This window comes from Myxococcus sp. CA040A (assembly GCF_013336725.1).
Lineage (GTDB): Bacteria > Myxococcota > Myxococcia > Myxococcales > Myxococcaceae > Myxococcus > Myxococcus llanfairpwllgwyngyllgogerychwyrndrobwllllantysiliogogogochensis.
The window spans coordinates 1-25,278 of record NZ_JABUMR010000024.1 but is presented as its reverse complement, the minus strand read 5'-3'; the positions used below and the strand labels follow the sequence as shown (position 1 = coordinate 25,278).

The 25,278-nt window shown below is 67.1% G+C and carries 28 protein-coding genes; 9 read left to right on the top strand and 19 right to left on the bottom strand.

All coding sequences use genetic code 11. From position 1 onward, the window contains the following. The first annotated feature begins 1 nt into the window (after position 1). The 3 genes from HUA75_RS45620 to HUA75_RS45605 all read left to right on the top strand — a co-directional run bounded on the left by HUA75_RS45620 (position 2) and on the right by HUA75_RS45605 (position 1,701). Positions 2-412, top strand: coding sequence for a hypothetical protein (locus HUA75_RS45620; protein WP_174490073.1), 411 nt, complete (start codon positions 2-4; stop codon positions 410-412). Between the two features lie 29 nt (positions 413-441). Next, positions 442-969 carry a phage antirepressor KilAC domain-containing protein gene (locus HUA75_RS45615; RefSeq protein ID WP_174490072.1) on the top strand — a complete coding sequence of 176 codons (528 nt, stop codon included), beginning with the start codon at positions 442-444 and terminating at the stop codon, positions 967-969. A 429-nt stretch (positions 970-1,398) separates the two neighbouring features. After that, positions 1,399-1,701, top strand: coding sequence for a hypothetical protein (locus HUA75_RS45605; RefSeq protein ID WP_174490070.1), 303 nt, complete (start codon positions 1,399-1,401; stop codon positions 1,699-1,701). 137 nt (positions 1,702-1,838) lie between these two features. Here the strand turns inward: HUA75_RS45605 and HUA75_RS45600 are convergent, their stop codons facing one another. The 3 genes from HUA75_RS45600 to HUA75_RS45590 are packed head-to-tail and all read right to left on the bottom strand — an operon-like array spanning position 1,839 to position 3,464. Next, entirely contained in the window at positions 1,839-2,402 is a 564-nt protein-coding gene (locus tag HUA75_RS45600) for a hypothetical protein (protein WP_174490069.1), read from the bottom strand. 33 nt (positions 2,403-2,435) lie between these two features. Next, positions 2,436-2,876, bottom strand: coding sequence for a C40 family peptidase (locus HUA75_RS45595; RefSeq protein WP_371746348.1), 441 nt, complete (start codon positions 2,874-2,876; stop codon positions 2,436-2,438). A 27-nt stretch (positions 2,877-2,903) separates the two neighbouring features. Continuing rightward, positions 2,904-3,464 carry a hypothetical protein gene (locus tag HUA75_RS45590; RefSeq protein WP_174490068.1) on the bottom strand — a complete coding sequence of 187 codons (561 nt, stop codon included), beginning with the start codon at positions 3,462-3,464 and terminating at the stop codon, positions 2,904-2,906. Positions 3,465-3,614: 150 nt separating this feature from the next. Between HUA75_RS45590 and HUA75_RS45585 the strand changes: the two genes are divergently transcribed. Beyond that, a complete protein-coding gene (locus HUA75_RS45585) occupies positions 3,615-3,785 on the top strand; it encodes a hypothetical protein (RefSeq protein ID WP_217446585.1) in 171 nt (56 codons plus the stop codon). A gap of 13 nt (positions 3,786-3,798) precedes the next feature. Here the strand turns inward: HUA75_RS45585 and HUA75_RS45580 are convergent, their stop codons facing one another. The 7 genes from HUA75_RS45580 to HUA75_RS45550 all read right to left on the bottom strand — a co-directional run bounded on the left by HUA75_RS45580 (position 3,799) and on the right by HUA75_RS45550 (position 12,216). Next, positions 3,799-4,377 (bottom strand): imm11 family protein, encoded by a 579-nt coding sequence (locus HUA75_RS45580; protein WP_174490066.1) that lies wholly within the window; start codon positions 4,375-4,377, stop codon positions 3,799-3,801. A gap of 2 nt (positions 4,378-4,379) precedes the next feature. Next, positions 4,380-5,114: an AHH domain-containing protein gene (locus HUA75_RS45575; RefSeq protein WP_174490065.1), complete on the bottom strand. Its 735-nt coding sequence runs from the start codon at positions 5,112-5,114 to the stop codon at positions 4,380-4,382. A gap of 117 nt (positions 5,115-5,231) precedes the next feature. Beyond that, entirely contained in the window at positions 5,232-5,765 is a 534-nt protein-coding gene (locus HUA75_RS45570) for a hypothetical protein (RefSeq protein WP_174490064.1), read from the bottom strand. Positions 5,766-5,795: 30 nt separating this feature from the next. Continuing rightward, positions 5,796-7,898, bottom strand: coding sequence for a Hint domain-containing protein (locus HUA75_RS45565; protein WP_174490063.1), 2,103 nt, complete (start codon positions 7,896-7,898; stop codon positions 5,796-5,798). A gap of 10 nt (positions 7,899-7,908) precedes the next feature. Beyond that, entirely contained in the window at positions 7,909-10,428 is a 2,520-nt protein-coding gene (locus tag HUA75_RS45560; protein ID WP_174490062.1) for a host specificity protein J, read from the bottom strand. Continuing rightward, positions 10,412-11,491, bottom strand: coding sequence for a tail assembly protein (locus HUA75_RS45555; RefSeq protein ID WP_174490061.1), 1,080 nt, complete (start codon positions 11,489-11,491; stop codon positions 10,412-10,414). Before HUA75_RS45555 ends, HUA75_RS45560 begins: the two co-directional genes overlap by 17 nt. Next, the gene (locus tag HUA75_RS45550) at positions 11,485-12,216 is read right to left on the bottom strand and encodes a C40 family peptidase (protein ID WP_174490060.1); all 732 of its coding nucleotides are present in this window, start codon (positions 12,214-12,216) and stop codon (positions 11,485-11,487) included. Before HUA75_RS45550 ends, HUA75_RS45555 begins: the two co-directional genes overlap by 7 nt. A gap of 191 nt (positions 12,217-12,407) precedes the next feature. Here HUA75_RS45550 and HUA75_RS45545 point away from each other — a divergent pair, with 191 nt between their 5' ends. Continuing rightward, positions 12,408-12,851: an RICIN domain-containing protein gene (locus HUA75_RS45545; RefSeq protein WP_174490059.1), complete on the top strand. Its 444-nt coding sequence runs from the start codon at positions 12,408-12,410 to the stop codon at positions 12,849-12,851. A 58-nt stretch (positions 12,852-12,909) separates the two neighbouring features. Here HUA75_RS45545 and HUA75_RS45540 read toward each other — a convergent pair whose 3' ends face one another. Then, entirely contained in the window at positions 12,910-13,605 is a 696-nt protein-coding gene (locus HUA75_RS45540) for a phage minor tail protein L (RefSeq protein ID WP_174490058.1), read from the bottom strand. Further along, positions 13,602-14,189, bottom strand: coding sequence for a phage tail protein (locus tag HUA75_RS45535; RefSeq protein WP_174490057.1), 588 nt, complete (start codon positions 14,187-14,189; stop codon positions 13,602-13,604). The genes HUA75_RS45540 and HUA75_RS45535 overlap by 4 nt, the downstream gene beginning before the upstream one ends. Positions 14,190-14,452: 263 nt before the next feature. On the opposite strand from HUA75_RS45535, the gene HUA75_RS45530 reads away from it, so the two are divergent. The 3 genes from HUA75_RS45530 (at position 14,453) to HUA75_RS45520 (ending at position 17,520) form a co-directional block, all read left to right on the top strand. Continuing rightward, on the top strand, positions 14,453-15,493 hold the full coding sequence (locus HUA75_RS45530; RefSeq protein WP_174490056.1) for a ParA family protein: 1,041 nt from the start codon (positions 14,453-14,455) through the stop codon (positions 15,491-15,493). 653 nt (positions 15,494-16,146) lie between these two features. After that, positions 16,147-16,392, top strand: a complete 246-nt coding sequence (locus HUA75_RS45525) for a hypothetical protein (protein WP_174490055.1) — start codon at positions 16,147-16,149, stop codon at positions 16,390-16,392. Positions 16,393-16,629: 237 nt separating this feature from the next. Continuing rightward, complete coding sequence (locus HUA75_RS45520) at positions 16,630-17,520, top strand: phage antirepressor KilAC domain-containing protein (protein WP_174490054.1); 891 nt, start codon at positions 16,630-16,632, stop codon at positions 17,518-17,520. Between the two features lie 53 nt (positions 17,521-17,573). On the opposite strand, the gene HUA75_RS45515 is transcribed toward HUA75_RS45520, so the two are convergent. Then, a complete protein-coding gene (locus HUA75_RS45515; protein WP_174490053.1) occupies positions 17,574-18,116 on the bottom strand; it encodes a hypothetical protein in 543 nt (180 codons plus the stop codon). 181 nt (positions 18,117-18,297) lie between these two features. Continuing rightward, on the bottom strand, positions 18,298-22,101 hold the full coding sequence (locus HUA75_RS45510) for a phage tail tape measure protein (RefSeq protein WP_174490052.1): 3,804 nt from the start codon (positions 22,099-22,101) through the stop codon (positions 18,298-18,300). Positions 22,102-22,183: 82 nt separating this feature from the next. On the opposite strand from HUA75_RS45510, the gene HUA75_RS45505 reads away from it, so the two are divergent. Further along, complete coding sequence (locus HUA75_RS45505; protein ID WP_217446583.1) at positions 22,184-22,633, top strand: hypothetical protein; 450 nt, start codon at positions 22,184-22,186, stop codon at positions 22,631-22,633. Positions 22,634-22,661: 28 nt separating this feature from the next. On the opposite strand, the gene HUA75_RS45500 is transcribed toward HUA75_RS45505, so the two are convergent. The 5 genes from HUA75_RS45500 to HUA75_RS45480 all read right to left on the bottom strand — a co-directional run. Further along, positions 22,662-22,916: a hypothetical protein gene (locus HUA75_RS45500; RefSeq protein ID WP_174490050.1), complete on the bottom strand. Its 255-nt coding sequence runs from the start codon at positions 22,914-22,916 to the stop codon at positions 22,662-22,664. 50 nt (positions 22,917-22,966) lie between these two features. Next, complete coding sequence (locus HUA75_RS45495) at positions 22,967-23,407, bottom strand: hypothetical protein (RefSeq protein ID WP_174490049.1); 441 nt, start codon at positions 23,405-23,407, stop codon at positions 22,967-22,969. Between the two features lie 63 nt (positions 23,408-23,470). After that, on the bottom strand, positions 23,471-24,622 hold the full coding sequence (locus HUA75_RS45490; RefSeq protein ID WP_174490048.1) for a phage tail tube protein: 1,152 nt from the start codon (positions 24,620-24,622) through the stop codon (positions 23,471-23,473). Positions 24,623-24,650: 28 nt separating this feature from the next. Further along, positions 24,651-25,076, bottom strand: coding sequence for a phage tail terminator-like protein (locus HUA75_RS45485; RefSeq protein ID WP_174490047.1), 426 nt, complete (start codon positions 25,074-25,076; stop codon positions 24,651-24,653). Further along, positions 25,073-25,278, bottom strand: a 206-nt coding sequence (locus tag HUA75_RS45480) for a hypothetical protein (protein WP_217446582.1), incomplete at its 5' end; no start/stop codon positions are given. The genes HUA75_RS45485 and HUA75_RS45480, both read right to left, overlap by 4 nt.

Sequence of the window (25,278 nt, the reverse complement as noted above, 5' to 3'; positions counted from 1 at the left end):
CATGGCCCTCCACCGACGCCTTCTCTTCCTCGCGTTGCTGATAGTGGCGGCCTTCACCGGGGCCTGCGAGCCGCCGCTCCACGTGCAGCTCGCCTCCTCCGAGGAGTCCCTCCCCTCCCCCGCCTTCGTCATTCGCGAGCCCTCCCGGTCCGAGGGCGCCCCGAGGTTCGACCTCGTCCGCATCAGCCACGTGGACGGGACTCAGGTGTGGACCATCCGCGCCCGTGGCTCGTTGGGAGGGCCAGGTCCCGCACGCCTCGTGTACGGGGTGGTGCCCGACGGCTTCGAGGAGGTGCAACCCGCCCTGCCGCTGGAGGCGGGCCGCACCTACGCCGTCTCCGTGTCAGGCGAGGGACGTGGCGGGATCCACTTCCGCATCCGAGAGGACGGTAGCCTCACGGCGGCGCCGTAAGCCCCTTCGCGTGCGACTTCTGAGGCGAGGTGGAAATCAAGCAGCGCGCAGCGTTGTGCAGCAACAATGTGATGTACCGCGAAGGAGGACGCCTCGTGCCCTTTGCTGAGTACCAGGGCCGCGGCTACTTCGCGGTGAAGGCTGGCTCGACGAACTGCAAGGCGTTTCCCCATACCCGCCTCACGCAGAAGGGAGCTGCTGGGCTGCCCAGCACCCACGCAGGCGAAGCCAACGGCCCCATCCGAAGCGACCACTGTCCGCCGAACCGCTGTAGTCTTGCTGCCTCCCTGGGAGGCGTCATGAATCGGATGGCGGTGGTCGCGATTGCAGTTGCTGTCCTCCTTGCCGGGGCGGCAGTGGCCGTTGTTGTGCTTCGAGGCCGCACCGTGGAGGGGCAAGCCATCGATTCATGGCCAAGCAGCGACTTTGCCACCGACCTAGAGAGGCGCCCGAAGTGCTGGGTGAAGGTGAAATCATCGGAGCCGGGAAAGTGCCAGCGCATCCACAAGGGGGTGTGCTACATGGCCAACTGGGCCGCCTGCGCGGAGTACTATTGAAGGGTCGGCCCATGTCCTGAGGTCGGCGCGCTCGCCATCAAGCGGCCTTCGTCGCTCCGTCGCGTCCCGCTGCTTCAAGCCTCCGGGCAGCGGCCTCGCAGTAGCGCTCCTCAAGATCCACGCCCACTACGCGCTAGGCCGAGCTGCTGCGCGTTCACCAGCAACACCACGGTACCGGCAAGTGGGTTCAGCACCACGTCTCGGCAGTCAGCGTGGAACAGCTTCGTGGTGGCGTTCTCGTAGTAGGGCTTCATGTGCAGGGGCGCGTTGCGCTTCGGGCGGGACTGCGACTTTGAGCGCACTGCACATGCCAGGCCGTGACGCCCGCCCTGCCCCTGACAACAGGGACCGATTCTCGTACAGCTGCCCCTCCATCCAGCACTGCTGGGAACACCTGATTTTCACACATTTGGCATTGCGGAACGAGGGGTGTCGGACAAAGTCAGACAAAAAGATCACTCGGTATTGAGCCTACATATGAAAGCTCACCACTACCGCAGCCCCGAAGTGATTCTCCGATTGAAGATTTGGCGCGAAGCCCTCTGCCTCGTCCGTGAAATTCTGCTGATTATCGTCCAAACGGTCATTCCTCTGATGGTCACAGAGCCAGCACAAGACCCCGCCTGCCAAAACATGCGACAGGCGGGGTACCAGCAGCTACAAACCGAACGTCCACCGAGCGCCGACGCCTGCCATCCGCTCACGGGCGGTTGCCTCGGCGAACCCGAATAGCCCCAGGTTGGACCGGAGCCGGGCGCCCGCCTCCACGCGGGCGTACGCGCCCGTGAGGGACGAGACGCCGGCATGTGCCTCCAGATAGCCCGTCCTCACTGGCACATTAGCGAGGACCCGAGAGAGCCCCGCGGCGGCTACGAGCCGCGGGGCGTCTGAGGGACTGCCGCCGCCGCTGGAGCCAGCGCGGCCGCACTGCCGATGGCGCCCATGCTGAGCGCGGTGTTGATGGCCTGGTTGGCAAGGGCTCCAGCACCCTGCGCCGCAAGCTTCTCGGCGGTCAGCTCCGCGCCGTGCATGGCCGTCCAGGTCGCCTTTGCCTGGGCCTCCTCGGGGCTGGTGGGCACGTAGCCCTTCGCCGCGAGATGCTCGCGGAAGACGCGGAGGGCCTCGGCCACCTTGTCGTCCACCTTGTTCTCCGTGCGGAGGGCCAGGTCGTTGATGGTGTAGTAGGCGATGTTGATGGCGTTGCCGATGCTGCGCAGGCGCTCCTCCGCCTTGTCCTTCCAGATGATGCGCGCCAGCGCGATTCCGCCACCGACGATGAGGCCGCCAACCAGCACCAGCACGTCGGGGCTGGTGAGGATGCTGAGGAGGATTCCGCCGGCGATACTGCTGGCAGGGCTTCCGGTGTCGGCGAGAGCCACGGGCGCGGAGAGGACGGCCGCCACGAGGGCGGTGAAGGTGAACAGTTTCTTCATGTGGTTGTGCTCCTGAGGGGGACTGCGAGTGGACTACGAGCGAAACGGGAGGCGTCGGAAGCCGAGCAAGTCCCTCCGGTAGCGGAAGCTGGCGTGGGCCTGGACGCGCGCGCCCTGCGAGTAGGCGTCAGCCAGCGTGAGCGTCTTCCGCCCGCCACCGGAGGCACCGACGACGACACCGCCGCCAACGTGCACCATGACGTGGTCGGGGTCTCCGTCCTTGCCGTACAGCACCAAGTCACCCGGGAGGAGCTCCGACTCCTGCACTGGGGCGCACTTCGCCCAGAGGGTGTCGGTGTTGTGGGTGCGGCGCCAGTCGACGTCGCCCACCTCGCGGTAGGCCCAGGTGACGAGTCCCGAGCAATCGAAGACACGAGGCCCAGCGAGCCCGTCGCGCTCTCCCTTCCCGGCCCACCGGTAGGGCGCGTGCATCTGCGACAGGACGGTGACGAGGAATGCGTTGCGGATGGACACGACGTTCTCCGGGGACTGCGGGGAACTTCACTGGCGGCGACGGGGCGGAATGGCGGGCTCCTCGACGTGGACGGCGGGCGGAGCGACCTGGACGAACCAGCGTCCCAGCTCACGAAGCCCGGCCAGTCCCAGCATCGCGACGAGAGCCCCCACCACCCAGAGGGCACCGGCGATGCGCGAGGCGCGGTGCTCGCTGCTCGTCACGCGCGCCGCCAGGTCTGCGATGGACTTCACCGGCGTGTCTTGCTCTCCGAGCCGTTCTTCCAACTCGTCCATGCGCTCGACGAGCTTGGGGACCGTCTCGACAACGGACTTCTGCTCGGTGACGCGCCGGTCCACGTTGTCCACGCGCTCGTCCACCCGGCGCACGTGCTCTTCAATCCGCCGTACCTGCTCCGCCGTCGCCATGCGCTCGGCCAAGGCACGCAGCTCCTCACGCATGGACTCGATGAGGAGGTGCGTGTCGATGGCGTATTTCTCGGACGTGCGCTTCGCGTCATCGGCGCGCGCGGTGACGGCCTCCAGCTTCTCACCGAGCCGGGCGAAGTCCTCTCGGAGGCTGGGGCGGGGGGAGGTGGCGGGGGACATTTCCCGGCATCGTCCGGGCGAACGAGGACAACGTCCGTTGCACGGCATGCCTTGTGCTCTCCCCTCCCTTGCATGGACACGCAGCAGAGGGGGACGCTCACGCAGCGTCTGGTTGAGGCAGAGGCGGGCTACCTGGATGCCGTCTCAGGGATGGACGGAAGTCCGGAGACGGAGACGCTGCTCTCGTGGGCCCGGGACGGCTACTGCGTGGTGGAGTTGGAGGCCATCGCCGTCTTGGGCGCGCGCGAAGCGCTGGAGTTGGTCGAGTTGCTGCACGCGGGGGCAAGCCTTGGCGATGAGGTGCCGGCTGTGGCGGCGTGATGGGTCCGGAGCATCAGCGGAACGCCGACGAGTCGTTCCACTCTTCCACCGGAATGAACCGCAACCCCTCCGGTGGAGGCGACATCGATAGGACCTGCTCCACCACCGAACGATGGAAGAGGTGGACAACCGCTTCATCGAGGCGGAAGGCCAGTCGCTCTTCCAGTGGGATGTCGCCGAGAACGGACTCGTCGAGCACCAGGCGGTCCAGTCCCATCAGCGCGGCGCCGCTCGGAGACCGCTCGTAGACCGAGCGCTCCGGGTCCATACAGGCGATTCGCCGCCACATGTGGACCAACCAATAGCGGAGCACCGAGTCGCGCACGTGAACGTCCGCCGGCACGAACTGGACACCTTCGAGCTTCGCAGACTCCAGGACTGTCTTCAGTCGCGGCGAAACGACGGGGGCCGGCAGACTGTGGTGGTCGACCATGAGCGGCTTGGACGGCTCGGGCTCACCAATGCGGAGTTGCACGGGCACATCTTCTGCGACCTTGCCGCCCTTGCGGAACGCTGCCGCAGACTGCGCCCACGCAAGCAGCGGGTGCTCTTGAGAGCGCGCTCGCTTCAGAACGAAGTACTCGCGCTGCACGGCTAGGCCCCCACCTGAAGCGCACGACGGGCGAGAGGCTTCCTTGTCGTCCCGTGTCGCGAGCCGTGGCGCCGCCCACGTGGACATGGCAGCGCCGGCTTCCCTTGAAGGCTCGTCACCCCAGAGCAGCCGTTCCCCCCAGACTGGTAGTCGAGGCCGTCTGTGGTGATGGTCCACCGTCCGGTCGCCACCTTGCGCAGGATGGTGCCACTGAGCCCATCAAGGTCGCCGCCCAGCCCAGAAGGACTTCCACAGTAGCGCCCGCGACGCGCCGACTCGGCGTAGCCCTCCAGTAGTTCCATCACGGCCTCGGGATACGAGAGGTCCATGTCGTAGGCCCAGCCACCGAAGTGCGGGCCGCGGTGAACTGGGACATGGAGTTCGCACGCCACCGAGGGCACTGACGGCAGGAACACGCCGTTCCTCGGCCCATTGATGTCGTACCCGAAGTACCAGCAGATGCAGGCCCAGTCCTCATCACCGCTCATCGACTCCGAGCAGATGAGGTGGTGGGCCGCAATCGAGTAGGAGCCCGTGAACCACGGGTGCGATTCAGGCTCCGCTCCGTTGAGGATGTTCCTGCTCAGCGTCCCGGAGTTGCCTTCGTTCGACCCGGGCGCCTCCGCCAGGGCGTGCGCTGACTTGCCGCAAAACGCGCACGGCTGCCACTTCGCGGGCTCAGGCCACCCCTTCGAGGTTCTGACGGGAAGCGTCCGCTCCCACGTACCGACAGGCATTGCTTCATCACACCCTCATCCAAGACAGATTTGAACCCCCTGAAAGAGCATCAAGTCTAGACAATCCCCGCAAGGTAGGGCTGTCCGGGAGTCAGCGCTCCAACCCGGCAGCGCCTCTCACAACATGCCCCCGAGGGCAGCGTCCTTGCCGATGACGAGGAGGTAGTCCCGGAACGCCTCCCACGTGTTGGGGGCAACGAGGCCGCGCGCGACGGCGTTGGCCTGCCACTCGCGCAGCAGCCCGTCAGCGCGCCACAGCAGCCAGGGCCGGCCCACCGCGGTGCGCGCCTCATGCTGGAGGCGCTCCAGTTCTCCCGCCGTCTCCAGGAAGGTGGCCGTCGGGTGCGCCACCAGCCAGTCGTACGCGAGGGACTTGGCCGGGTAGCGCTCCTCCTGCGCCGCCAGCTCGAGCGCGCTGTATTTGCCCCAATCGTCGGTGAGCCCGGCCACGCCACTGGCGGACAGCGCCTGCAGCTCGCCCTCCAGTTCGGCGCGGCGCACGTGAAGTCCCTGGCCGACAGCCGCGAAGTGCCGCGCGGACGCGCCCGCGGCGTCGAGCTCTCCGCGTACGCGGGCCAGCATGCACGACACGTCGCGCTTGCGGGACTCGACGGCGTTGCGGAGGTACACCTCATCGGACGTCAGTGACATGGGCTACTCCTGTCCGGCGCGCGTGGCCGGCTACTCGCGAGGCTTGGCGTTGTGCGACAGCAAGCCCTGCACGTTGTAGGTGCGGGCCCCGTGGACGGTGAGGCGCACGACGTCGCCCTCCCCCACCGCCTCGACGCCCACCACGCGGCCAGGCCGGGAGCCGAGCAGCGTGTCCCCCGGGCGCAGCGAGGAGAGCGCCGTCCACCCCGTGCCCTCGACGAAGAGCGGGTGGAGGCTGGAGGCCACGACAGAGCGTCCGTCCTCCAGCACGAGCCGGTGCCGGTGCGCGCGGGCCCGTTGCACGGCAGCCACCTGGTACGCGTCCAGCTTCAACGACGTCTCGTGCTGCGTGAGGACGCGCATGCCGGGCCGCACCAGCTCCGCTGGCAGCTCGCTCCCGTCAGCCATGAGGATGGGCTCCCACGGCGCAGGACAGTAGCCACTCCCGTCGCTGCCACCGCCACCGCCCCCACCGTCAACGCCACCACCCACCGGCGAGTTGTACTGGGTGGAGAAGGGCGCGTTGCGGCCGGCAGCGGGGATGAACCACTTCTGCGCTGAAGGCCCGTACGCGTTGACGACGGAGAGCAGGAGGTACCACATGGTGAAACTGGTGTTGTAGAGCCCCGCCATTGACCCCGGAAACATGTAGCTGAAGGACGCACGCCCCTCATTGCTCACCGAGGACTCGGTGGCGTCCTGGTACACCCGGTCCGTCAGCGCGACGTGGAGAATCTGGTGGCGGTAGCCGGCGCCGTGCAGCTGGCGCACCCAGAGTTCGACGCGCGCATACCGCATGGCGTCGAAGTTGTCGTCCAGCGCCTGCGGCATGAGGTAGAGCTGCCACGTCGTCCACGACATGGTGGCCGTGGTGATGTTGTCCGCGCACTCCACCCTCACCCGGTCGATGTTGGGCGCGCCTCCCCTAGCGGCCCCCTGGTTGTTTCCCCGGTAGAAACACCTGTTTCCGGGACCAGGCCCGTCGAGGCTTACGAGTCCCTTGTAGAAGAGCGACTCCAGCGGGTAGCGCCCCACCATGACGTTGCCAGAGGCCACCTTCAGCGCGGTCCCAACGTTGTCCAGCTTCGCGCCCGCGACGGGGACGCCGCTGCCGTCCTCCGCGTAGTTGGACGTCTGCATGGTGTTGGCGGACAACAGGTCGAACGTCACCTGCCGCCGCAGGCTGATGGCATCGAGGTACACCGCCTTGCCGATGTCCGCGGCGTTGACGTTGAGCTCCCAGTGGAGGAACACGCCCGTGCAGCCCGGTGGGCATTTCCCCTTCACCTTCACGCACTGGTACGTGGTGGAGATGTTGGCCACCTCCACGCCGGTGTATTGCCCCGTGTAGTTGCCCGAGGCGTCCGCCCACAGCAGCAAGAGTCCGCCGCCGAAGTTGCCGGAGAGCGGCACGGACGCCTTCACCCACACTTCCGCGAAGAACTCGTCCCCCGCGGTGCATGGGACTCGCTTCGTCGCCGTAAGGGTGCGGTACCCAATCGCGTTGAGAGGCACGCGCCTGCACCACCGTCCCTCGCGCGAGTTGGCCGGATCCTCCACGAGATAATCCCCCTCGGGAGAGAGCCCGACGGCGCCTGCGCCGGCCTCTGAGTACCCGTTGGGCACCAGGTTGTCCGAGGGCGGCAGGAGCAGGTGCTGCGTGGCGATGGCGCCCGGCGCCACCTTGCCGGCCGTCACCGCCCCGGGACTCAGCAGCGCGGTGCTGACGCTGCCGGCGGGCACGTTGGACAACGTCTGCGTCGCCACAGTGAGGGTGTCCGGGTCCGCCACTACAGCGCCGCCCAGCACCCTCCAGCTTCCCTGGTTGCCGTTGGCGTAGAGGGCCTGTACGGCGCACTTCGCGGTGGTGGAGGACGTCACCCGCAGCGTCACCACCACGCGGCGCTCCGTGGGCCCCACTCGCTTGGGCTCCACGAGGTAGTTGTCCGTGTTGTTCGGGTCGTCCCCCGCAAAAACTACCACCTGGAAGCCTTCCAGCAGGTGCGCGGGTAGCGTCTCCTCGTGCGTCCAGCGGATGTCGAGGTACTTCGGCTTGATGATGCGCGGGCGCGGCTGTCCCGGCTCTCCGTCCTCGACGATGCCGCCCTGCATTTCCTGCTCGCGTGAGCGCATGAGGGACTCGCTAGGCCGGCGGCGTGGAGGACACCGTCATGGTGATGGAGGCCGGCACCGTGGGCGCTGCCACCACGGTGAGGCTGACGGCGTTGGAGGAGTAGTTGCCGGTGGTGTCGATGGCCTTGAGCCACACCACCTGGTTGACGCCTGGCGCCGGCAGGGCCCACTCATGCGACGTCGCGCGCACCTTGGTGATGAAGGACGCCGTCTCCCAGCTCGAGCCAGCGTGGCGCAACTCGTACATGTCGCGGTCCAGGTCCGGGATTTCCGCCCACTTCAACGTGACGGTGTTGCCGTTGAGCACGTGCTGGAAGCCGGCCGCGTCGGAGGGAGGGGCCGCCTTGCCCAGCACCGTGTACGCGGCCTCGCTGAAGGCGGTGGTGAAGCCGCCCAGCTCGGCCGCCACCTGCACGCGGTACGGCCCCGGCGCCACGTCCGAGAGTTCCCAGAAGTGCGTCTGCAGGCGCTCCTCGGAGCTCCAGTTGCCCTCGGAGAGCCGCCAGCGAACCACGTACGCGACGGCGCCGGGCCGCTGCGTCCACCGGGCGTTGAGGGACACCTTCAAGCCGCCGTTGGTCGTCTTGTAGAGACCCTCCCCCACCACCAGCCCCTCGGGCGGGGACGAGGAGGGCAGCACGGAGGTGGGCAGGGACTGGAGCTGCACGCCGTTCTCCACCGCGGCGTACTTGCCCGGGTGGTGCGCCAGCGCCGTCACCTCGTACACGTGCGGCTCCACCTCGGCGACGGACAGCACGCGCCAGAGGGTGGGCACCAGGTCATTGGCCGCCAGCACCCAGACGGCCTGGGGCGCGGGTGCGGCGGAGAAAGGCGCGGCCAGGGTGAGGGCCCGGTACGGCGCCGCCGGCAGGGCCGCCACCGGCCGCTCCTCCACCGTGCCGTTGGGCAGCACCGCAGAGAGGGTGTACGTGTGCCCAGCCTCGAGGGCGACGTCCGCGTCCAGTTCCACGAGGGACGCGGTGGCCTCCACGACGCGCCCACCCCAGCGCCGGCCCGCGCGCGTCGGGTCCACCACCTTCACCATCGCCCCGGGGTTGCGCAGCGCGCCCTCCAGGCCGGTGCGGAAGACGACGGTCTCCGTCTCCAGCCTCTCGGTGTGCAGCAACCACCGGCCCACCCGCTGCGCCTGGCCGCGCGAGGTGCACCCCAGCGCCACCACGTCCGTGGGGTTGTAGCCGTAGTCACGCATCCCCTCTTCGTCTGGGACGTGCTCCACCGCGGCCTTGTACTGGTTCGTCGGGTCGTTCCAGGTGACGAGGGCGACGGTGTGCCGCGCCCGCCACGAGCTGCCTGAGTACGTGAAGAGGCCATCCACCACGTTGGCCGGGGTGAAGAGGTACTCGGCATCCCGGGGCGCGTCCTGGGCGACGTACACCGCGCCGCTGGCCCAGTAGACGAGGCCGCGAAACACCGAGGCGAGGTTGCCCACCACCTGGTACGCCTCCGCCTGCGTCTGCAGGTAGAGATTGCAAGCGAAGCGCGGCTCCATGCCCCCCTTGCCGTCCGGCACCAGCTCGTCGCAGTAGCGGGCTACGGTGTACAGGCCCCACTTGTCCACGTGGGCCTCGTTCATGTACCGGCCCAGCCCGTACCGCTTCGTCGTCAGCACGTCGTACAGGCACCACGCCGGGTTGTCCGTCCACGCCACCTGGAAGGTGCCGTCCCACGTGCCCGAGTACTCGCGCGTAGCGGGGTTGTAGTTGGAGGGGATGCGCACCTTCAGCCCGCGAATCCGGTAGCTGCGCGTGGGCACACTGCCGAACTGCCGGGCCGACACCTCGAGGGCGATGAGCGCCGTATTGGGGAAGCTGAGCTTCTCGTCCAGCAGCGTCGCGTACGACTTCCACAGCGTGCGGTTCTGCAGCGCGATGGTGTCGGAGTTCGCCATGGTGCGCCGCACGCGGATGTCCCACGGCGCGCTGCCGGTGAGCTCCACGCGGTACGTCCGCTCGTAGGGGCTGGTGCACTTCCCGCGGATGACCTGGGCGCCCTGCAGGTCCTGCTCCACCCAGCCGCCACCGTTGCTCTGCACGTCAATGGCGATGACGACGGTGGACGGCTGCAAATCACCCGTCTCCGGGTGCTGGTACGTCAGCTGCGGCACCTGCAAGGTGACTCGCACCGCGTCCACCTCCGGGTCGCTGACGGTGCGTATGGCGGGCAGGTGCTGCTTCACCTCGACATTGACGACATGCTCCACCTCCGCTGCGGTCCAGCCAGGGATGTACTCCTGCCCCTGCGTGCCGGGCACGTCGTACGCGGTGACATCTCGGAAGTTGGGCGAGTCGTTGGCGTTGTGCACCGGGACGCCGTCCAGGTAGACGCCCTTCAGCCCGCCGACGAGCCCTTCGATTTCCCCCTCACACAGCACGTCCAGCACCCGCGCGTGGGCAGCGGACTTCAGCGTGTCCGGGGACTCCACGGGCGAGCGCTGAGCGTCACCCCCGCCCTTCCCTCCGCTTCCGCCGCCCGCGCCACGCAGCGCGCCACGCTCACGCCTCGGTGTCATGGGGCTCCTCCGGGTCCTCTTTCTTGAGGTTGTGCGAGAGGAAGCCCACCGTCTGGTACGTGTGCGCGCCCGCCACGGTGATGCGCACCACCGGGCCATGCCCAGCCGCATCTACCTGGCGCACCACGCCGGGGCGCTCGCCGACGAGGCGCATGCCAGCGTCGAGGTGGCGTAGCTCCACCCAGTCAGCGTCCGTGCGCACGCGGTGGTTGTACGTGGCGACAAGCTCGCGGCCGTCCTCCAGCACCAGATGCAAGCACTCCGCCTCCAGGGTGGAGACGTGGGAGATGGGGTAGTCCCCCCACTCCAGCGTCACCTCGTCCTGGGTGCGCACCCACGCGCCCGCGCGGACCTCACCCGCGGGCACCTCGCGCCCATCCGAGAGGAGGATGGGCACCCACGGCGCCGGACACCCTCCGCCTCCGGGCGGCTGGCCATCTGGGCCATGCTGTCCACTGCCCGTGGAGCCACCGAAGCCACCGCCCGCGCTCCACTCGGTGGAGATGCCGGCGGACACCACGCAGCTTCCCACCAACATCTCCCCGTAGCAGACAGGTACCGGGTGGCCCTGGGCGAGCGTGTTGACGGGGCCATTGAAGACGTACGAGGGCTGGGTGTCCGGCTTCTCGGCCGGACCCGTCGCCGAGGGCGGCTTGAAGAGCAGCTGCGCGGCGCCGCCCACCATGAGGCTGCTGCCCAGGGCGATGAGCTGCCCTCCGACCACGCCGTAGTCGTAGACGGAGAGCACCGCGCCGCCAGCAATGAGCACCGCCCCCAGCACCACCTGGAGGACACCCGCCTGCTTCGCGCCCGCCAGCGCCGGGAGAATGGTGATGCGCGTCTCGCCCGTGACGACGCCCAGCTCCTCGGCGCCGACATCTCGCTCTCCGACAAGGACGTGGTAGCCGGGCGCGCTGTGCTCCGCGAGGTAGCCGCCGAAGCCCTCGCACACCGCGCAGAGGGCGCGCACCGCCTCCGCGGGCGAGGACACGCCCAGATCCAGCTTCCACTCCCGCCCGAAGCGAGCTCCCAGGGGCCCGCCGAGCACCACCGTCGTCAGCATAGGCTGTGATGCCGCACAACCTTCCGAGTCACCCGTGCCCAGAAGCCGCTGTACGTCTCCCTCTTGGAGAGCGAAGCCTGGAGGTGGTGGAGGACGACGTCCGCGCCCAGGTACACCCCCGCGTGGTTGGGCACCTTCGCGCGCAACTGCATGAGGAGGACGTCGTGCTCGCGCAGCACCTGGCCGGTGACGTCCACGAAGCCGGCGCGCTCGTAGCCCTCCAGGTAGAGGTTCTCGCCCTTCAGCCACCAGTCGTCGGGGCGCTCGAAGTCCGGCAGCTCCAGCCCCAGCGTCTCGCGGTAGTAGTCGCGGATGAGGCTGAAGCAATCGAGGACGCCGTGGGAGAACTCCCGGCCCACCAGGGGCGGCCGGTAGCCGCTGGGGTGCAGCACCTGCCAGTGCCCCACCGGCACGTTGACGATGAGCCAGGGCAGGCCCCAGCGCTCGCACATAACGCGGTCCGCCTCGCTCGGCGCCGGGGAGGCGTTGGGGTGGGAGTGCACCACCGCCACCACTTCACCCTCCGACTCGGCGCGCGCGAAGTCCTCCGGCGCTAGGTGGAAGTGGGCTTGGCCCGCAGCGAGGTTCCGGCAGGGCCGGTACACCAGCTCTCCCGCGACGCACACCACCAAGCCGCACGACTCGCGGGGGAACTCCGTGCGGGCATGCTCCAAGGCGGCGGCAACCAGGGACGGGGAAAACACTGGTGAGCTAGCCGACAACATGGATGAACTCCACAGGACACCTGGGCAATTCCCTCAGGCTCAACAACAAAACCCAAGAAACAAACACAAACACACAACACCATTCACGCACTAACCGACACCCCAAAAAGCCAGGACAACAACACGCGCCCTCATTTAATTTCACACGCACCCTACACCCCAGCCACCAGCCCACAAACCAAGGAGACACCATGAACCTCGCATTCACAGCACCTATCGCCATCGCCCTGGCACTACTCTCATCACCAGCACTTGGCTTCGAAATCAGAAGCAAATTCAACAACAAATGCCTTGAAATCTCTGACTCCAGAAACAACAACGGAACACGAACCGGCATGTGGGACTGCCACGGTGGAGCCAACCAGAATTGGTACTGGGATGGCGAAAAGATTCGCAGCGCGATGAACCACAAATGTCTCGAGCTTCTCTCCAGCATCAACAGCGACGGCGCTCTGCTCGGCGTGTGGGACTGCCATGGCGGAGCCAATCAACGTTGGTACTGGAATGGCAGCCAGCTCCGCACCAGGTTCAACAATAAATGCATCGATCTCTACAACTACAACAACAACAACGGCGCGATCACAGTCACGTGGGAGTGCTGGGGGGGCAGCATTCAGCAATGGTATTTCCGCTAGAACTGCCGCAATAGGAAACACGAAGCACTACAATCGAGCAACGAGCGTGGGGAGCAGTTCATCTCAAAAGTCCAACCCCCGGAAAGCCACCGTAGGGCAAAACTGCGGTGGCCCCGAACCGCGCCTTGCAACTCGAGAGGCGCTTCCCACACCTGTCCTGGGCCGGGTCCGACGTCGGCGAGTCGTCGGCCTTCGCGACGGACGGGCCCGCGTAGCCACACCCCTCGCCTCGATACTGCCAGCCGCACATCTGGGTGATGACGCGCAGGGGGATGCGCACGCCCTCCAAATCGCACCGGGCCGCGAGCGTGAACTCGATGAGGTGCTTGTTCTCCGTCGTCTTCGCGTCCACGACGAACTCGTCGTCCGGGAACCCCTCCGCCGGGCTCGCGGTGGGGTTGACGCCGCCGGGGAAGTTCACCGCATCCAGGTAGCGGACGAAGGTGCGCTTGCGGATGACCCGCGCGCCCAGCAGGTCGTTGCAGTCCCGCGCGAGGGCGCCCAGCGTGCCCTGGAGGTTGGCCATGGTGAGGGTGGGCCGGGGAAGGCGCCCCGTGCCCGACTTCTCGAAGCCGCGGGCCTGCACGGGCCAGGGCCGGTACGAGGCGCCCTGCCACACCACGGGCCCTCCCAGGCCGTTGGTGCCCGCGTGGAAGTGGCTGATGCCCCCTCCAGGGATGGATGACGCGTCCAGGATGAAGAGCTCCACCAGGGCGCCTGGCTCCAGCTTTTGGATGTCCTCTGCGATGCTCACCCTGCCACCTCCTGGAACTCGGCGCTGATGTCGTGGGAGTTGAACCCCTTCACCGTGGACGACCAACTCTCGCAGACGACGCGCGCCACGCGCTCGCCCTTGCCGGTGAAGGTGAGCGCCGCGCCAGGCGCTGGGGCAGCGGTGAAAGCGACGAGTCCGGAGCTGGAGAGCACGTAGTCCGCTCCGACGGACAGGAGGACCCCGTCCCGGTACACCTGCGGCGGTGACGTCCATCCTGTCGCCGGCACCCGCTCGCCGGGCACCTCGGGCGCCACGGGCCGCTCGAGGAGGTACTGCGTGCGCGCGCCGTCTCCGGTGCCCAGCGGGAAGACAGTGACGTCCCAGGCACTGGACGGCACGACGAACTCGAAGGACTCCACGCCCCTGCGAACCTGGAGAAAGGCCTCGATGGCGTCGGCCTCCATCTTCCGGCGGGCGTTGAACTGGAGGGTCCAGCGCGGGAGCACGGGACGCATGCCGTCCTCCGCGCGCTGGGCGTAGCCGTCACCGAACTGGGCCTTCAGGACGCGCGGCTGGGTCTGCTGCTGGGCGCCGTAGTCCGGCGTGAAGGGAAAGCGCTCCATGCCCCGCAGAATGGGCGTGGATGCGGACGCCGTCCTAAGGGGGGCCTACGTTGGGTATGCCGTCACCTGACAGAGGGCCCACATGTAGGCAACCGAGTCACCTGCAGAGCCTGCATCACCTGCCAAATTTTGGCACTCCTGCATCACCTGCCTACTGGCATTGCTCCTGCGCCACCTGCCGATCAATACTACTCCTGCACCACCTGCCGACCTGAGGCAGTCCTGCTTCACGCCTGCGCAGCGAACGTGCGGAGACACCGGACATGGCGAATGGACTAGAGAAAATTCTGGACCGGCACGCAGAGGTCATCGAGACCGGCTTCAAGCAACCGAAGGGACAACCCTTCCGCTCGTACGCAATCTCTAACCTGCGGGGCGGCGTGGGGAAGTCGTCCATCGCATTCAACCTCGCGTACGAGATTTCCCGGAAGCACTCTCTTCTTGTTGCGGACGTTTGTCCTCAATGCAACGTCACCGAGATGCTCTTCGGTGACTACCGCCCCAAGGTGAACATCAACAACGCACTGCAACCGATGATTCTTGGCCCGGCATTTGGCGATCAACCGGAAGACATCAGCTACAAAGTCAGCCAGCACTGTGATGACTTCAAGGGCGGCAAGGGGGCCTATGCTATCGCTGGTCACTCTGAATTGTTTGCCTTTCCTTCAATGCTCTACCAGCAGCTCAATATCGCGCATGCATCCCAACAGAAGTCGGCCGTTCGGAACCTGCTTGGTGGGCTAAAAAAGATCCTGGATCGAGAAGCACAAGACAAGAAGTGCGAGAAGATTATCATCGACACCAGCCCGTTCTACGCTGGTGGCACCCACCTCGCCTGGTGCGCAGTTGAAGCGCTGATTGTGCCAGTGCGCGTCGATGAGCACTCGATTGAATCTCTGCATCTTACGTTCAAACAACTCAGCGACCCTACACGCGACTTCTACACCTGGAACGAGCGAGCAGGCGGGCGTCCGACCCCCAAGATTGCAGCCATTGTGATGACCATGGTCGGGTCCAAGAGTCAGAAGAAAGCCACTCCTGATCAGGCATCGCGCATGTACATCGAACGGGCTCTCGCTCTTGCGGAGGAGTTCGCGAAGCTCTTTCACCATGACGAACCGAGTGACGCGTTCGTATTGACGGACGACTTCCACTCCGCAGGTCGCATCAGTGGGGCGAAGCGGATCCCTATTTCGGAATTGAAAGTGCAGAGCTTTCACAAAGTGGAAAACCGCCGGCTCCAGGTAAACGCCTCGGCACAGCGTTACCGTAATCAACTGCGTTACCTCGCCAGCATGATCTAGTCAGGAATGCGCCTGACTGGAGGGCAGCGGAATGCTGGCGCGGGCCATCGGCTCCGCCAGCTCCCCGACCCGGCCCATTCCTCCCGAGGGCGTAGCGGCCATCAATCCGGACGGTAGAGCCAGCGGGGCATTCAGCCACTCCGGACGCGCCACCCCGCCGAATCACACGTGCCATGACTCGACTCTACGAGGACCGGAGCCCGGAGCGCGGCAATGGCGTCCCGCGTCGTCCCCTCGTGCTCCGCGCGGGCCCGTGCGTACCGCATCCTTGCAGCCGGACTGCCGTCCCGCTCCGCCACCGCACGCTGCAGCTCCCTCTCCACTTCCCCGAGACGCTGAACGAGCGCCTCCCGCCGAGCCCTGTCGTCCATGGCCCGGCGGGTGAGCACGCGGCGTGCCGGACGGACGGGTTCTCAGGTCGTCCTGGGCACCAACACGTAGTGGCGGTGCGGCCACCACTATCCTGGACGAGCTACTGGTCCGGGAAGCACTTCGGGCGGACGCCCTTCGTCGGGCAAAAACACGTGCCGGTGATCGTGCTGTTCCAGCAACACGGAATCGTCTCCGCCTCCACACACCTCATGTTCGCCATCTCTGAACACGTGGCACCGGGGCCATAGGGGCACTCCCAAGGCACAGGGGGCGGACACGCGATGGAGGCACCATCGCACGTCACTCCCACTCCGTTCGTTGCGGTGCAGTTGACCGTCGTCGCCGGACAGCTCACCGACCCCGTTGCGCAGGTGGCGGTACACGTCGACAACGCCTCCGACGAAGAGAGCAGTGCCTCGCCCTCATCGACCACTTCAGCGACCGCTCCACCGCACCCGGCGATGAGCGCGACGGTGCAGGCCAACAGCCACAGCTTCAAGCTCTTCATGATGAGTCCCTTGTCGTGAAGGTGTGCGAGCGAAAGGACGACCGGGCCGAGAGCATTGTCCAGCAAGCAGCCGTCAGCGCCAATTCATGGCTCCGCGTCGGCCCCCGGACACCGTCCCCGCCCGGCCGCAGGCTTCCTCCCAGGCCCCGTACAGGCCCCACCACAAGCCGCCCACGACGCTCCCCCCAGTCGTGAGGCGCCGCCCCCTTCCCGGTGTGTACGGCTTCGGGGAAGGGGTGCCTTTCCTGGAGGAGCCATGCCCGACTGCAAGCCCACCACCGTCCAGCTCCAGCCTTTCCTCTTCGACGGAGACACCCCGGTCCGGGTCGTCCTCGGGGCTGACGGAGAGCCGTGGTTCGTCGCCAAGGACATCGCCGTGGCCCTGGAGTACCGCGAGGCATTCGCCCTGACGCGCATGCTGCCGGACGACGAGAAGGGTCCACGCCAGGTGTGGACCCCTGGCGGAGAGCAGGAAGTCACCACCATCAGCGAGCCGGGGCTGTACCGGGCCATCTTCGCCGCCAAGCCGCAGGACGACGAGAAGGCGAAGAAGGTGGAGAGGTTCCGTCGGTGGGTGACGCACGAGGTGCTCCCCTCCCTTCGCAAGACTGGGAGCTACTCGCTGGTCCAGCCCCAGGTACCGGCGGACGTGGCGACACTTCTCGCCCAGCCGAAGTCCGCCCTCCTCCAGCTCGCGGCGGACCTGTCCAAGGAGAACGAGCGCCAGGCCGCGCAGCTCGCCGCGCAGCAGCGCCAGCTCGAGGCCCAGGCGCCCGCGGTGAAGCTCGCCGACGACTTCCTCTCCACCGCTCGGCTGATGAGCCTCATGGACACGGCCCGGCACCTGCGGCTGCCCATCCGCGACTTCTTCCGGTGGCTGGAGCGCGACGGTGTGTGCTTCAAGAAGGACGAGGACAGTCCGTGGGTGCCCTTCGCGTCCTTCATCCGAGACGGCCTCCTTGTCTACCAGGTGCGCGTGCTGCGCCGGCAGAAGCCCGGCAGGGACGCGCCACACACCCGTCCCCAGACGCTGGTGACACCCGCTGGGGTGGCGTGGTTCGCGAAGAAGTACGGCCACCTCTCCATGCCGAAGCCGCGAGATCAGGTGCCGCTGCTGCCCGCGTACTCCGCCGACCCCATGCGCTGATGGAGGTTGGCCCGGAGATGGCTGGACCCGAGAGGAGGGCCACGCGTCCTCCGTCAATTCACGTCTGCGTCCGAAGGTGCCACTGGTCCAGCGGGCAACGGAGTGACGCTTGCCGACGGGCCCGTCATCCCGAAGGAGAATGCGGAGACGTCCTTCATGCGAATCCTCCAGTTCTGGCCGGCCTGCGATCCGACGGCTGCCCCAAAAGAGGAAAGAACCGTGCCTTCAACGATGTGCAGGTACTTCAACTCAAGACGCGGCCATTCCGCGTTGGCCTCGGCGTCGCTCAAGTCCTCACTGCCCTTACCGAATGGGATTCGCTCAATCTTCTTCGCAAGGACTGTTTGCTCGTCGGCTTTGAGCAGCGGAACGGCGGCAGCGATCTGTTGGCCCGTGACGGTGAAGTAGTCCTGCGCAGAGCACGCCCTTCCGGTGATCACCAGCCCGTTGTCGAGTGCGACGGTCATCGTGACGCGTATGTGGGAGACCGCCAGCCATGCCGCGACGTGAAGAAGCGTCCTGTCTTCGAGCTGGGGCTGGGGCTGGGAAACAGGGGGCGGCTGGCTCCCAAAGAGACGGTTGAGAAACTGCATCATGATTTCCTCCAGTGAGCCGCCACCCCAGGTTATGGAGTGCCTCACAGGTGCGACCCGGAGCGGATGGCCGGTGTTCGGATGACTGCGGCAGGCGTATGTACTCGTGGCAGACATCCGCGTCCATGTCCGGCCATTCGGCTGGCTGTCCGCGCCCGTGGACATTCACGACTTTCAGTCCCGCTTACCGCTGTTGCCTGATGCCGTTGTAGAGCATCCCACCTGGCTGGAGCTGCTCGCCCAGCACCTTGAGGACGACAGCGCCCAGGCCGCGCGCCAGCTTCTCGGACTCGGCCTTTCCTCCAGGAGACTGCACCTCCGACCTCACGGTGCCGTCCTGGTGGACGTGGATGTGGAGGGTGATGGGTGCCGCGCCTCCGCTCTCTCCCGCCGGAGGGAGGATGTCCGCCTTGCTGGGCACGTAGAGCTTCGGCGCCTGGGGAGACGCGGACCCCATGCTCAGCTTCCCTGCTCCGCCAGCACCTGCGGCCCCTCCCAGCATGGAGCCGAACATGCCGGACAGGTCCGCGCCGCCCACCGTGGCTCCGCCTGAGCTGCCCGCGGTGCTCGTCTTTGCCCCCAGCAGCGCCCCGGTGGCTGTGTCCACGAGCGCGACGAAGGCCTTGTGGGCCAGCAGGCGCGCCAGGTCCTTCAGCATTCCGTCCACCATGGAGCGGATGCTGAACTGCCCGGTGGTGGCGAAGCCGACGAAGGCATCCTCCATGTGCTGTGCGGCACTGGTGACGGCGTCCTGGGCGAGCGCGAAGCCCGTGGAGAACTGCTCCTGGAGCTTCGCGACTTCCTTTCGGTATGCCGCCGCGCTGATGCGCTGGTCGTCGAAGAGCTTCTGCACGGCCTCCATGCGCTTCTGCGCCTCGGCCAGCGGGTTGAGCTGCTTCTCGAGCTGCTCCAGCTCCTTCGCGAGCTGAGCCTCCGCGCGGCCCTCTGACGTCCACAGTGTGCGCGCTTTGGCGAGCTGGACGTTGTACTGCGCCAGCCCCATTCGGCCCGCGTCCACCTCCGCGCTGAGGAGCTTCTGGGCCTCGGCGTACTTCGAGCTGGCCGGGTCCCCGAGCTCGCGGTTCAGCTCCTGGAGCACCTGAACGCGCTTCTCCTCGGCCTTGGCGAGCTCCTTCGCGGCCTCTGCCTCACGCAGCTTCGCGATGGCGACGTCGGCCTGCTTCCGCTGCGCGGCGGTGAGAGCCTTGTACTCGTCGGTGAGGTTGAGCGCTTCGCCCTTCGACTTCCCGAGAGCCCGCGCTTCCTCCTCCAGCCGCTCCAGCCAGTGCGTCGCTTTCTTCGCTGCCTCGTCGCGAGCCTTGGCCCCATCGAGGATGGCGTTCGCGGACTTAGCCGCTTCGGCCGTGGCCGCGACGACCGGTGGAACCACCGTCACCTGGGAGGAGGCCCATTCCTCTTCGGCCTTCGTCAGCGCGTCCTGAGCTTCCGTCAACTTCACGATCTCCTGGCGCTTCGCGAGGATGTTCTTGTTGAAGGGCTCCGTCGCCTCCGCCAAGTCCTCCTTGAGTTGCTCTCGCCGGTACTCATTCCTCGGGTTGCCCAGCAACTCCTTCTGCTCGTACTCCTCCCGCTCCGCCGGATCAGTGATCGCGTTGTATTCCCTGCGCGTCCTCGTCCCCATCAGCCGTGCCGCCTGCCTAAAAACATCGTGCTGCTTGAGCGTCAACTGCTCCTGCAAGCGCAGGAGCTCGTCCTTTCGCTCCTGAATTTGCTCGATGAGGGCGGCCCCAAAGCCAGCCGTGAGTTCCTCCGGCGTGTCCATGTCGTCTGTGAGTCGGCGCTCCCACTCGCTTCCGAGAGCGAGGAGCTTCTCCCGGGCGCGCTGCGCCGTCTCCATCGCCTTGGTCTGGTCGGACAGGGCCTTCGTCTTCCCGAGCATGTCGATGACAACCTGGCTGCCTTGGCTCAAGCCCTCCGCCGAGTCCGCTGCGGCCTTGCGCGCCTTTTCGCTGGCCTCCTCCGCTGCGCGGCCAAACTCGTAGTAGGCCGCCGTAGCCATCCCCAGCGCCGTGATGGCAATGCCGATGGGACCACCGAGCGCACCCATCACGGCCGAGCCCGTCCGCGTGGCGAGCGTTGCCCCGTCAATTGCCAGCGCCTCCTTGATTTTCGCCTGGGTGAGTAGATTCGACTCGATGGCAGCCTTCCGGCTCGCGGACGCATAGGGTCCCTCGACAGCGGCGGCGGCCTGCATGACAGCCAGCTTCCTCTCGAGCTGCGCCTGCGCGGCCATGAGCGCCTCTGCGCGGCTCTCGCCGACGATGCGCTTGAAGTTGGCCTCCGCGAGCGTGGCATTCACCACGGCCTCTCGACTCTTGTGCGCCGCCGCGGCCTTGTCCAGCAGCGCCTTCGTCCAGTCCTGGGCCCAGGCTACGGCGCGCACGGCGCCGAGAACGGCAAGCGCCTCCCCCAGGTGCCGCGAAGCGGTCGTCACGCCATCAAAGTTCCGGAGCAGGCCGTCCATCACAGGACTGACGGCGTCCAGCAGGTTCTCACCCACCTCAGTTCGGAGAGCAGCGAAGCGGGCGCGGAGTTGGTCCACCTTCATCTGCGGGGTGTTGGCCATCTTGAGGAACGCCTCCTCTGTCTTCCCCGCAGAGGATTCCATGTGCTTGAGCGACGCCGCGAAGTCCGCAGCACCCGTTCCGGTCAGCGTCATGGCAGGGAGCAGCGCTTCCACACCGCCGACCAGCGTCGCCAGCAGCTCCGTGCTGCCGTGCGTCTTCTCGTGGAGGTGACTCAGGAAGCCCGCGAAGCCCCGCGCCTTGAGTCCTGCTGTGTTGAATTCGACGCCCAACTCCCGCGCGAGGTCCCGGGCTTCGTTGGAGGGCTTGGCGACCTGGGCGAGGATGCTGCGCATGCCCTCCATGGCGGTCTCTGTCTTGATGCCAGCCTTCGTGAGCGCCGCGTTTGCCGCGAGCAACTCCTGGAGGGAGACACCCGTCTGCGAGGCGATGGGGGCCAGCTTGCCGATGTGGCGTGCGATGGCCTCGATGGACGTCTTGCCATCCGCCGCGGAGAGGAACATGGCGTCCGCCGCCTCGGTGGCACTCCGAAGCTGGGTGCCGTAGCTGGCCATGATGGACGTCAGGCCGTCAGCTGCCACGCCCACCTGGGTGACACCTCCGATGGCGAGCTTGTTCGAGACAGCCAGGTACTCGGTCGCCTTCGCAGTATCGGCCGCGCCCGCGCTCATGATTTCGTAGAGGGCCTTGGCCTGCTCGGTCGGCATTCGCCCGAACTCGCCCCCCAGGCTCTTCGCGCTCTCGGCCAGGTCCCCCATCATCATGAGCTGGTCCCCGTCCAGAAGGGTGCTCACCTGGGCCATCGCCGTCGTGAATTCCAGTGCGTCCGACGCCACGCTCCTGAGTCCCGCACCGACGGCGACGAATCCCATGGCCTGTCCAGCGAGCCCACTCAGCCCCTTGGAGAGCTGTGCCACCGGCTTGTCCGCGTCCTCGGCCGCCTTGCGGATATTCCGGATGGACTCGGCCGCCTTCGTTTCCTCTTGGAACTTCGAGAGGTAGCCCGAGGCCTTGTTCAGCTCGTTCATGAACCGGTGGATGGTGCCGGTGTCACCGAAGGCAGCCGTGAGCCGTCCTGCTGCTCCGTCCAACGCCGTCAGTCGCGCATGGAACTTTTCCAGCTTCTCCGTGTCACCAACGATGGTCTGGAAATGCTTCGCCGCAGCGGACATCTGCTCGAAGTCCTTCGCCAGCGAGCGCATTTTCTCCAGCTCTCGCGTCGCGGCCCGCATCTCCTCGAATGAGCGGCTGGTCGCCTCGGCCTGCTTCACCATCCGCGCCAGTTCCTTCGCGAACTGCTCGCTTGCCGTCTCCGTCTTCTTGGTGGCCGTCTCCGTCTTCTCGGCCGCCCGCGTGAGGTCCGTCAGCGACTCGACGCCAGACTCCGCGCCGGAGGTGTCGATGCGAATCGACAACTCTGCCAGGTCCGTTCCCTCAGACATGGGCCCCTCCAGTCACCCTGTCAGAAGTGAACGGACTTCGGGCAGCATGAACGGCTGAGCAGTGGACCAATCTGCGCCGGGTATGCTGGCCTCCGCCCTCATGCGCCTCTTCCCCGGACTGCTGTCCCTTGCCCTGCTCCTTTCCGCCTGCGACCGCCGCACCGAGGAAGAGAAACGCTTGGAGGCCAAGCGGGTGGCATTCGTCAACGACGCGAACGAGCACGAGAGCGACCCAGACCTCCGCTTTGAGGCCGGCGGGCGCAACCACACGACATTCATTCGCATCGAACCTTTCGGCTCGGATAGCCCGACCGAAGTCCGCGCGGAGATGCTCAAAAGCATGGAACTCTACGAGGGCGGGAGAAACATCTACGAGGAAGAGGGATGGACGCATGTTGGGTTTCGCGACCGCGGCACCGGGATTGAACTCCTCAAGCCAGTGGCAGAACTCAGAACTCGCGAGGACGACCTGAAACTGAAGGCTCAGCAGAAGGCCGAGAAGCAGCGCCAGCAGTCCCTTCCAAGTCAGTAGCGACCGCTGCGTGTCCAAGAACACCTCCTCACTTCGGGTTCATCTCCTCGCGGAACACGTCGTCGAGCTGGCGCAGCAGCCCCACCTCCGCGGGTGAGGGCCGGTGCCCGGTGAGCCGGGCCCACGCCTCGATGTCCTGGAAGGTGATGGGCGCGAGCGAGTACATGCCTGCCCCGCGCGCGCCGCTCATCTCGCAGAACCACGCCCAAACGTGGGCCAGCGCGGCCGGCAGTTCGTACTCGCCGACCAGCGCCTCAGGCGCCTGCCCCGTGGCCTTGGCCACCTGCTCGAGGTGGGCGCGCAGCGACGCGCCCCCCTCCCCTTCGGGCCTGCTCAGGTGGAATTGGTGGCGGGCGAAGCCGAGGAGCTGCTCGCCGAGTCCTCGAAAAAACGGGCGCGGTCCGCGCACGCCTCGTCCACCTGGCGGCGAAGCCACGGGTAGGCGGTGTACAGGCGCCGGACGTTGTCCGGGGTGCAGTCCATCACCGTGCTGTGCTCCAGCACACCACTCCAGGAGACGGTGCGGCGCACCAGCAACTCCAGCGCCTCGGCCTCGGCCTCCTTCGCCGTCAGCGCGGCGCCGCGGTTGAGCTGGTAGCGCGCCATGGCCTGGTCCCGCAGCTCCCGCTCCACCTCGCGGACGAAGGAGGAGTCGGCGCTCGCCACTTCCACGCGGATGCCGAGGGGCTTGGCCGAGAGAGGGTGGCGGATGTCCACCGTGGCGGTGTCGCGGTGCTGGAGGGAGGAGAGGTCGAAACCGGTGAGGCCATTCATGGGGAGACTCCTGCAAGGACCGCGAGCGATGAGCGCGCACGTGCAGGCCGCGCCGGGGAAGGGCTACGGGTTGCTGCGCTGGTAGACGAGGGTGGCGCCCGACACAGAGTCGAGGAGCGCGGTGAAGGGCAGCGAGAGGACGACGGGGCCCTCCTTCGGATTGTCCAGGTCGCCCCCCGTGTACTTGATGCGGGGCAGGTACAGCCGGTGGAAGTCGACGCCGTTGTGGTCCCGCAGCAGCACCTCCAGCGAGGACTCCTCCTCGTTGATGAAGCGATTCAGGAGGGTGCCGTCCTGGAAGTACGCGTTGAGGCTGCCCGAGACGGTGAAGCCACCCTCGTGGACTTCGGTGGGAGACGCCTGGCCGACGACACCCTTGGTGCTGCGGCCGTTGCTGATGTCCAGCTCCACGCCGGTGACGTTGGCCACCACCACCCCGCCCTCCAGCAACGTGCCGGTGAAGGCATCGAAGGGACTGCCGGTGCCGGGCGGCGTAACGGTGGTGGCGTGGGAGGCCGTGGCCTGCACCATGTCCTTGCCCAGCAGCGTGACACTGCCGGTGACGATTTCCCCGGGCTGGATGGAGAGCTTCATCGCGTTGACGGCGCAGCCCCGGTACAGCATGTACTGGCCGATGTCCGTGAAGGCGCGCTCGACGCTGAACGTCTTCAGCTCCGTGCCGGACTTCAGCCGCCGGCCCACCAGCGCGACGGTGCGCCCCGCGGCGGCGGCGTCCCCGGCGAGCAACTTGTCCACGGTGAGTGCCAGGGCGGTGACGGCCACCACCTTCGCGCGTCCGTTGTTGGCCGCCGTGGTGAAGCCGGTGGCGGCCACCTCATCACCTGGGAGGAAGCCGTCGGCGAGGAAGCTGCCGGTGGTGCGGACGTAGGACTCGTCGTCCGCGTCCGCTTCCAGCGACACCGCGCCCGTCGTCACCGACTCCCAGGTGCCGGACAGCGCGGCCGCGAGCAGCTCGTCGAAGGTGAGGCGGGAGAGCTCGAAGGAGATATCCCCGGCCACGCTGCGCATGCCGTGGCGGAGGTCGGCCACCTGCCTGTCGGCCCGAATCTCGTTGGACTGGTACGTCTCCTTGCCGAGGTTGAGGGAGGTGCCCGTGAAGCGGAGCGCTTGGTACGTGGTGCTGGCGGGGACGCCGTAGTCGCCCTCCGCGACGAAGCGCACCGCGGTGCGCTGCCCTGAAGCCGAAGAAGCCATTCGAGTACCTCCTGCCGCGCGAGGCGGCTCAGTCGATTGAGTGCACCAACCACCAGACGGAGACGGGCACCGCCCACCACTCCTCGTCGCGGAAGCCCAGGGCCACGGAGGCGGACTGGACGCGGACGGTGGTGTCCCCGCGCACCAGCGAGGTGCCCCGTGTGAAGCCGCCACACAGCGCCTGGGCTGCGGTGAGGGACGCCCCCGCCCCCGCGCCCAGGGGGAAGAAGAGGAGCACCTGGAGGACGCCAGGGTGGCGCGTGTATGAGTCCACGCCCGCGCTGCCCGGCGAGGTGCGCGCCCACAGGTGGTCCACCCGGGCCCACGGAGTGCCCGCCGTCGGCGTGAAGGTGACGTTGGGGAAGGCGAGGTTGACCGGGCCCAGCAGCGGCCCCAGCACGTCCAGCACCCGCGCCTCCATCGCCTGGGTGATGTCCAGGAGGACGGTGCTCACGTGCCACCGCCCCCGCTGTCCCCACCCTGCTTCGCGTCCTCAAGCGCGCCCTCGAGGATTTCGCGCAGGCGGGCCACGGTGACGCGCACCATGCCGCGAGGGGCCTGGGCCGAGTGGCCGAACTCCAGCCGTCGGGCGTACGGCAGGTTGTTGGTGACGTACACCGTGTCGCCCAGCTTCGAGTCCTCGAGCTGGGACGCCG

Excerpts from the sequence above, each read along its gene's own strand:
- HUA75_RS45620 (WP_174490073.1), top strand. The coding sequence starts at position 2 with ATGGCCCTCCACCGACGCCTTCTCTTCCTCGCGTTGCTGATAGTGGCG.
- HUA75_RS45600 (WP_174490069.1), bottom strand. The coding sequence starts at position 2,402 with ATGAAGAAACTGTTCACCTTCACCGCCCTCGTGGCGGCCGTCCTCTCC.
- HUA75_RS45590 (WP_174490068.1), bottom strand. The coding sequence starts at position 3,464 with ATGTCCCCCGCCACCTCCCCCCGCCCCAGCCTCCGAGAGGACTTCGCC.
- HUA75_RS45585 (WP_217446585.1), top strand. The coding sequence starts at position 3,615 with ATGGACGGAAGTCCGGAGACGGAGACGCTGCTCTCGTGGGCCCGGGAC.
- HUA75_RS45575 (WP_174490065.1), bottom strand. The coding sequence starts at position 5,114 with ATGCCTGTCGGTACGTGGGAGCGGACGCTTCCCGTCAGAACCTCGAAG.
- HUA75_RS45570 (WP_174490064.1), bottom strand. The coding sequence starts at position 5,765 with ATGTCACTGACGTCCGATGAGGTGTACCTCCGCAACGCCGTCGAGTCC.
- HUA75_RS45565 (WP_174490063.1), bottom strand. The coding sequence starts at position 7,898 with ATGCGCTCACGCGAGCAGGAAATGCAGGGCGGCATCGTCGAGGACGGA.
- HUA75_RS45560 (WP_174490062.1), bottom strand. The coding sequence starts at position 10,428 with ATGACACCGAGGCGTGAGCGTGGCGCGCTGCGTGGCGCGGGCGGCGGA.
- HUA75_RS45555 (WP_174490061.1), bottom strand. The coding sequence starts at position 11,491 with ATGCTGACGACGGTGGTGCTCGGCGGGCCCCTGGGAGCTCGCTTCGGG.
- HUA75_RS45550 (WP_174490060.1), bottom strand. The coding sequence starts at position 12,216 with ATGTTGTCGGCTAGCTCACCAGTGTTTTCCCCGTCCCTGGTTGCCGCC.
- HUA75_RS45545 (WP_174490059.1), top strand. The coding sequence starts at position 12,408 with ATGAACCTCGCATTCACAGCACCTATCGCCATCGCCCTGGCACTACTC.
- HUA75_RS45535 (WP_174490057.1), bottom strand. The coding sequence starts at position 14,189 with ATGGAGCGCTTTCCCTTCACGCCGGACTACGGCGCCCAGCAGCAGACC.
- HUA75_RS45530 (WP_174490056.1), top strand. The coding sequence starts at position 14,453 with ATGGCGAATGGACTAGAGAAAATTCTGGACCGGCACGCAGAGGTCATC.
- HUA75_RS45525 (WP_174490055.1), top strand. The coding sequence starts at position 16,147 with ATGGAGGCACCATCGCACGTCACTCCCACTCCGTTCGTTGCGGTGCAG.
- HUA75_RS45520 (WP_174490054.1), top strand. The coding sequence starts at position 16,630 with ATGCCCGACTGCAAGCCCACCACCGTCCAGCTCCAGCCTTTCCTCTTC.
- HUA75_RS45515 (WP_174490053.1), bottom strand. The coding sequence starts at position 18,116 with ATGATGCAGTTTCTCAACCGTCTCTTTGGGAGCCAGCCGCCCCCTGTT.
- HUA75_RS45510 (WP_174490052.1), bottom strand. The coding sequence starts at position 22,101 with ATGTCTGAGGGAACGGACCTGGCAGAGTTGTCGATTCGCATCGACACC.
- HUA75_RS45505 (WP_217446583.1), top strand. The coding sequence starts at position 22,184 with ATGCTGGCCTCCGCCCTCATGCGCCTCTTCCCCGGACTGCTGTCCCTT.
- HUA75_RS45495 (WP_174490049.1), bottom strand. The coding sequence starts at position 23,407 with ATGAATGGCCTCACCGGTTTCGACCTCTCCTCCCTCCAGCACCGCGAC.
- HUA75_RS45490 (WP_174490048.1), bottom strand. The coding sequence starts at position 24,622 with ATGGCTTCTTCGGCTTCAGGGCAGCGCACCGCGGTGCGCTTCGTCGCG.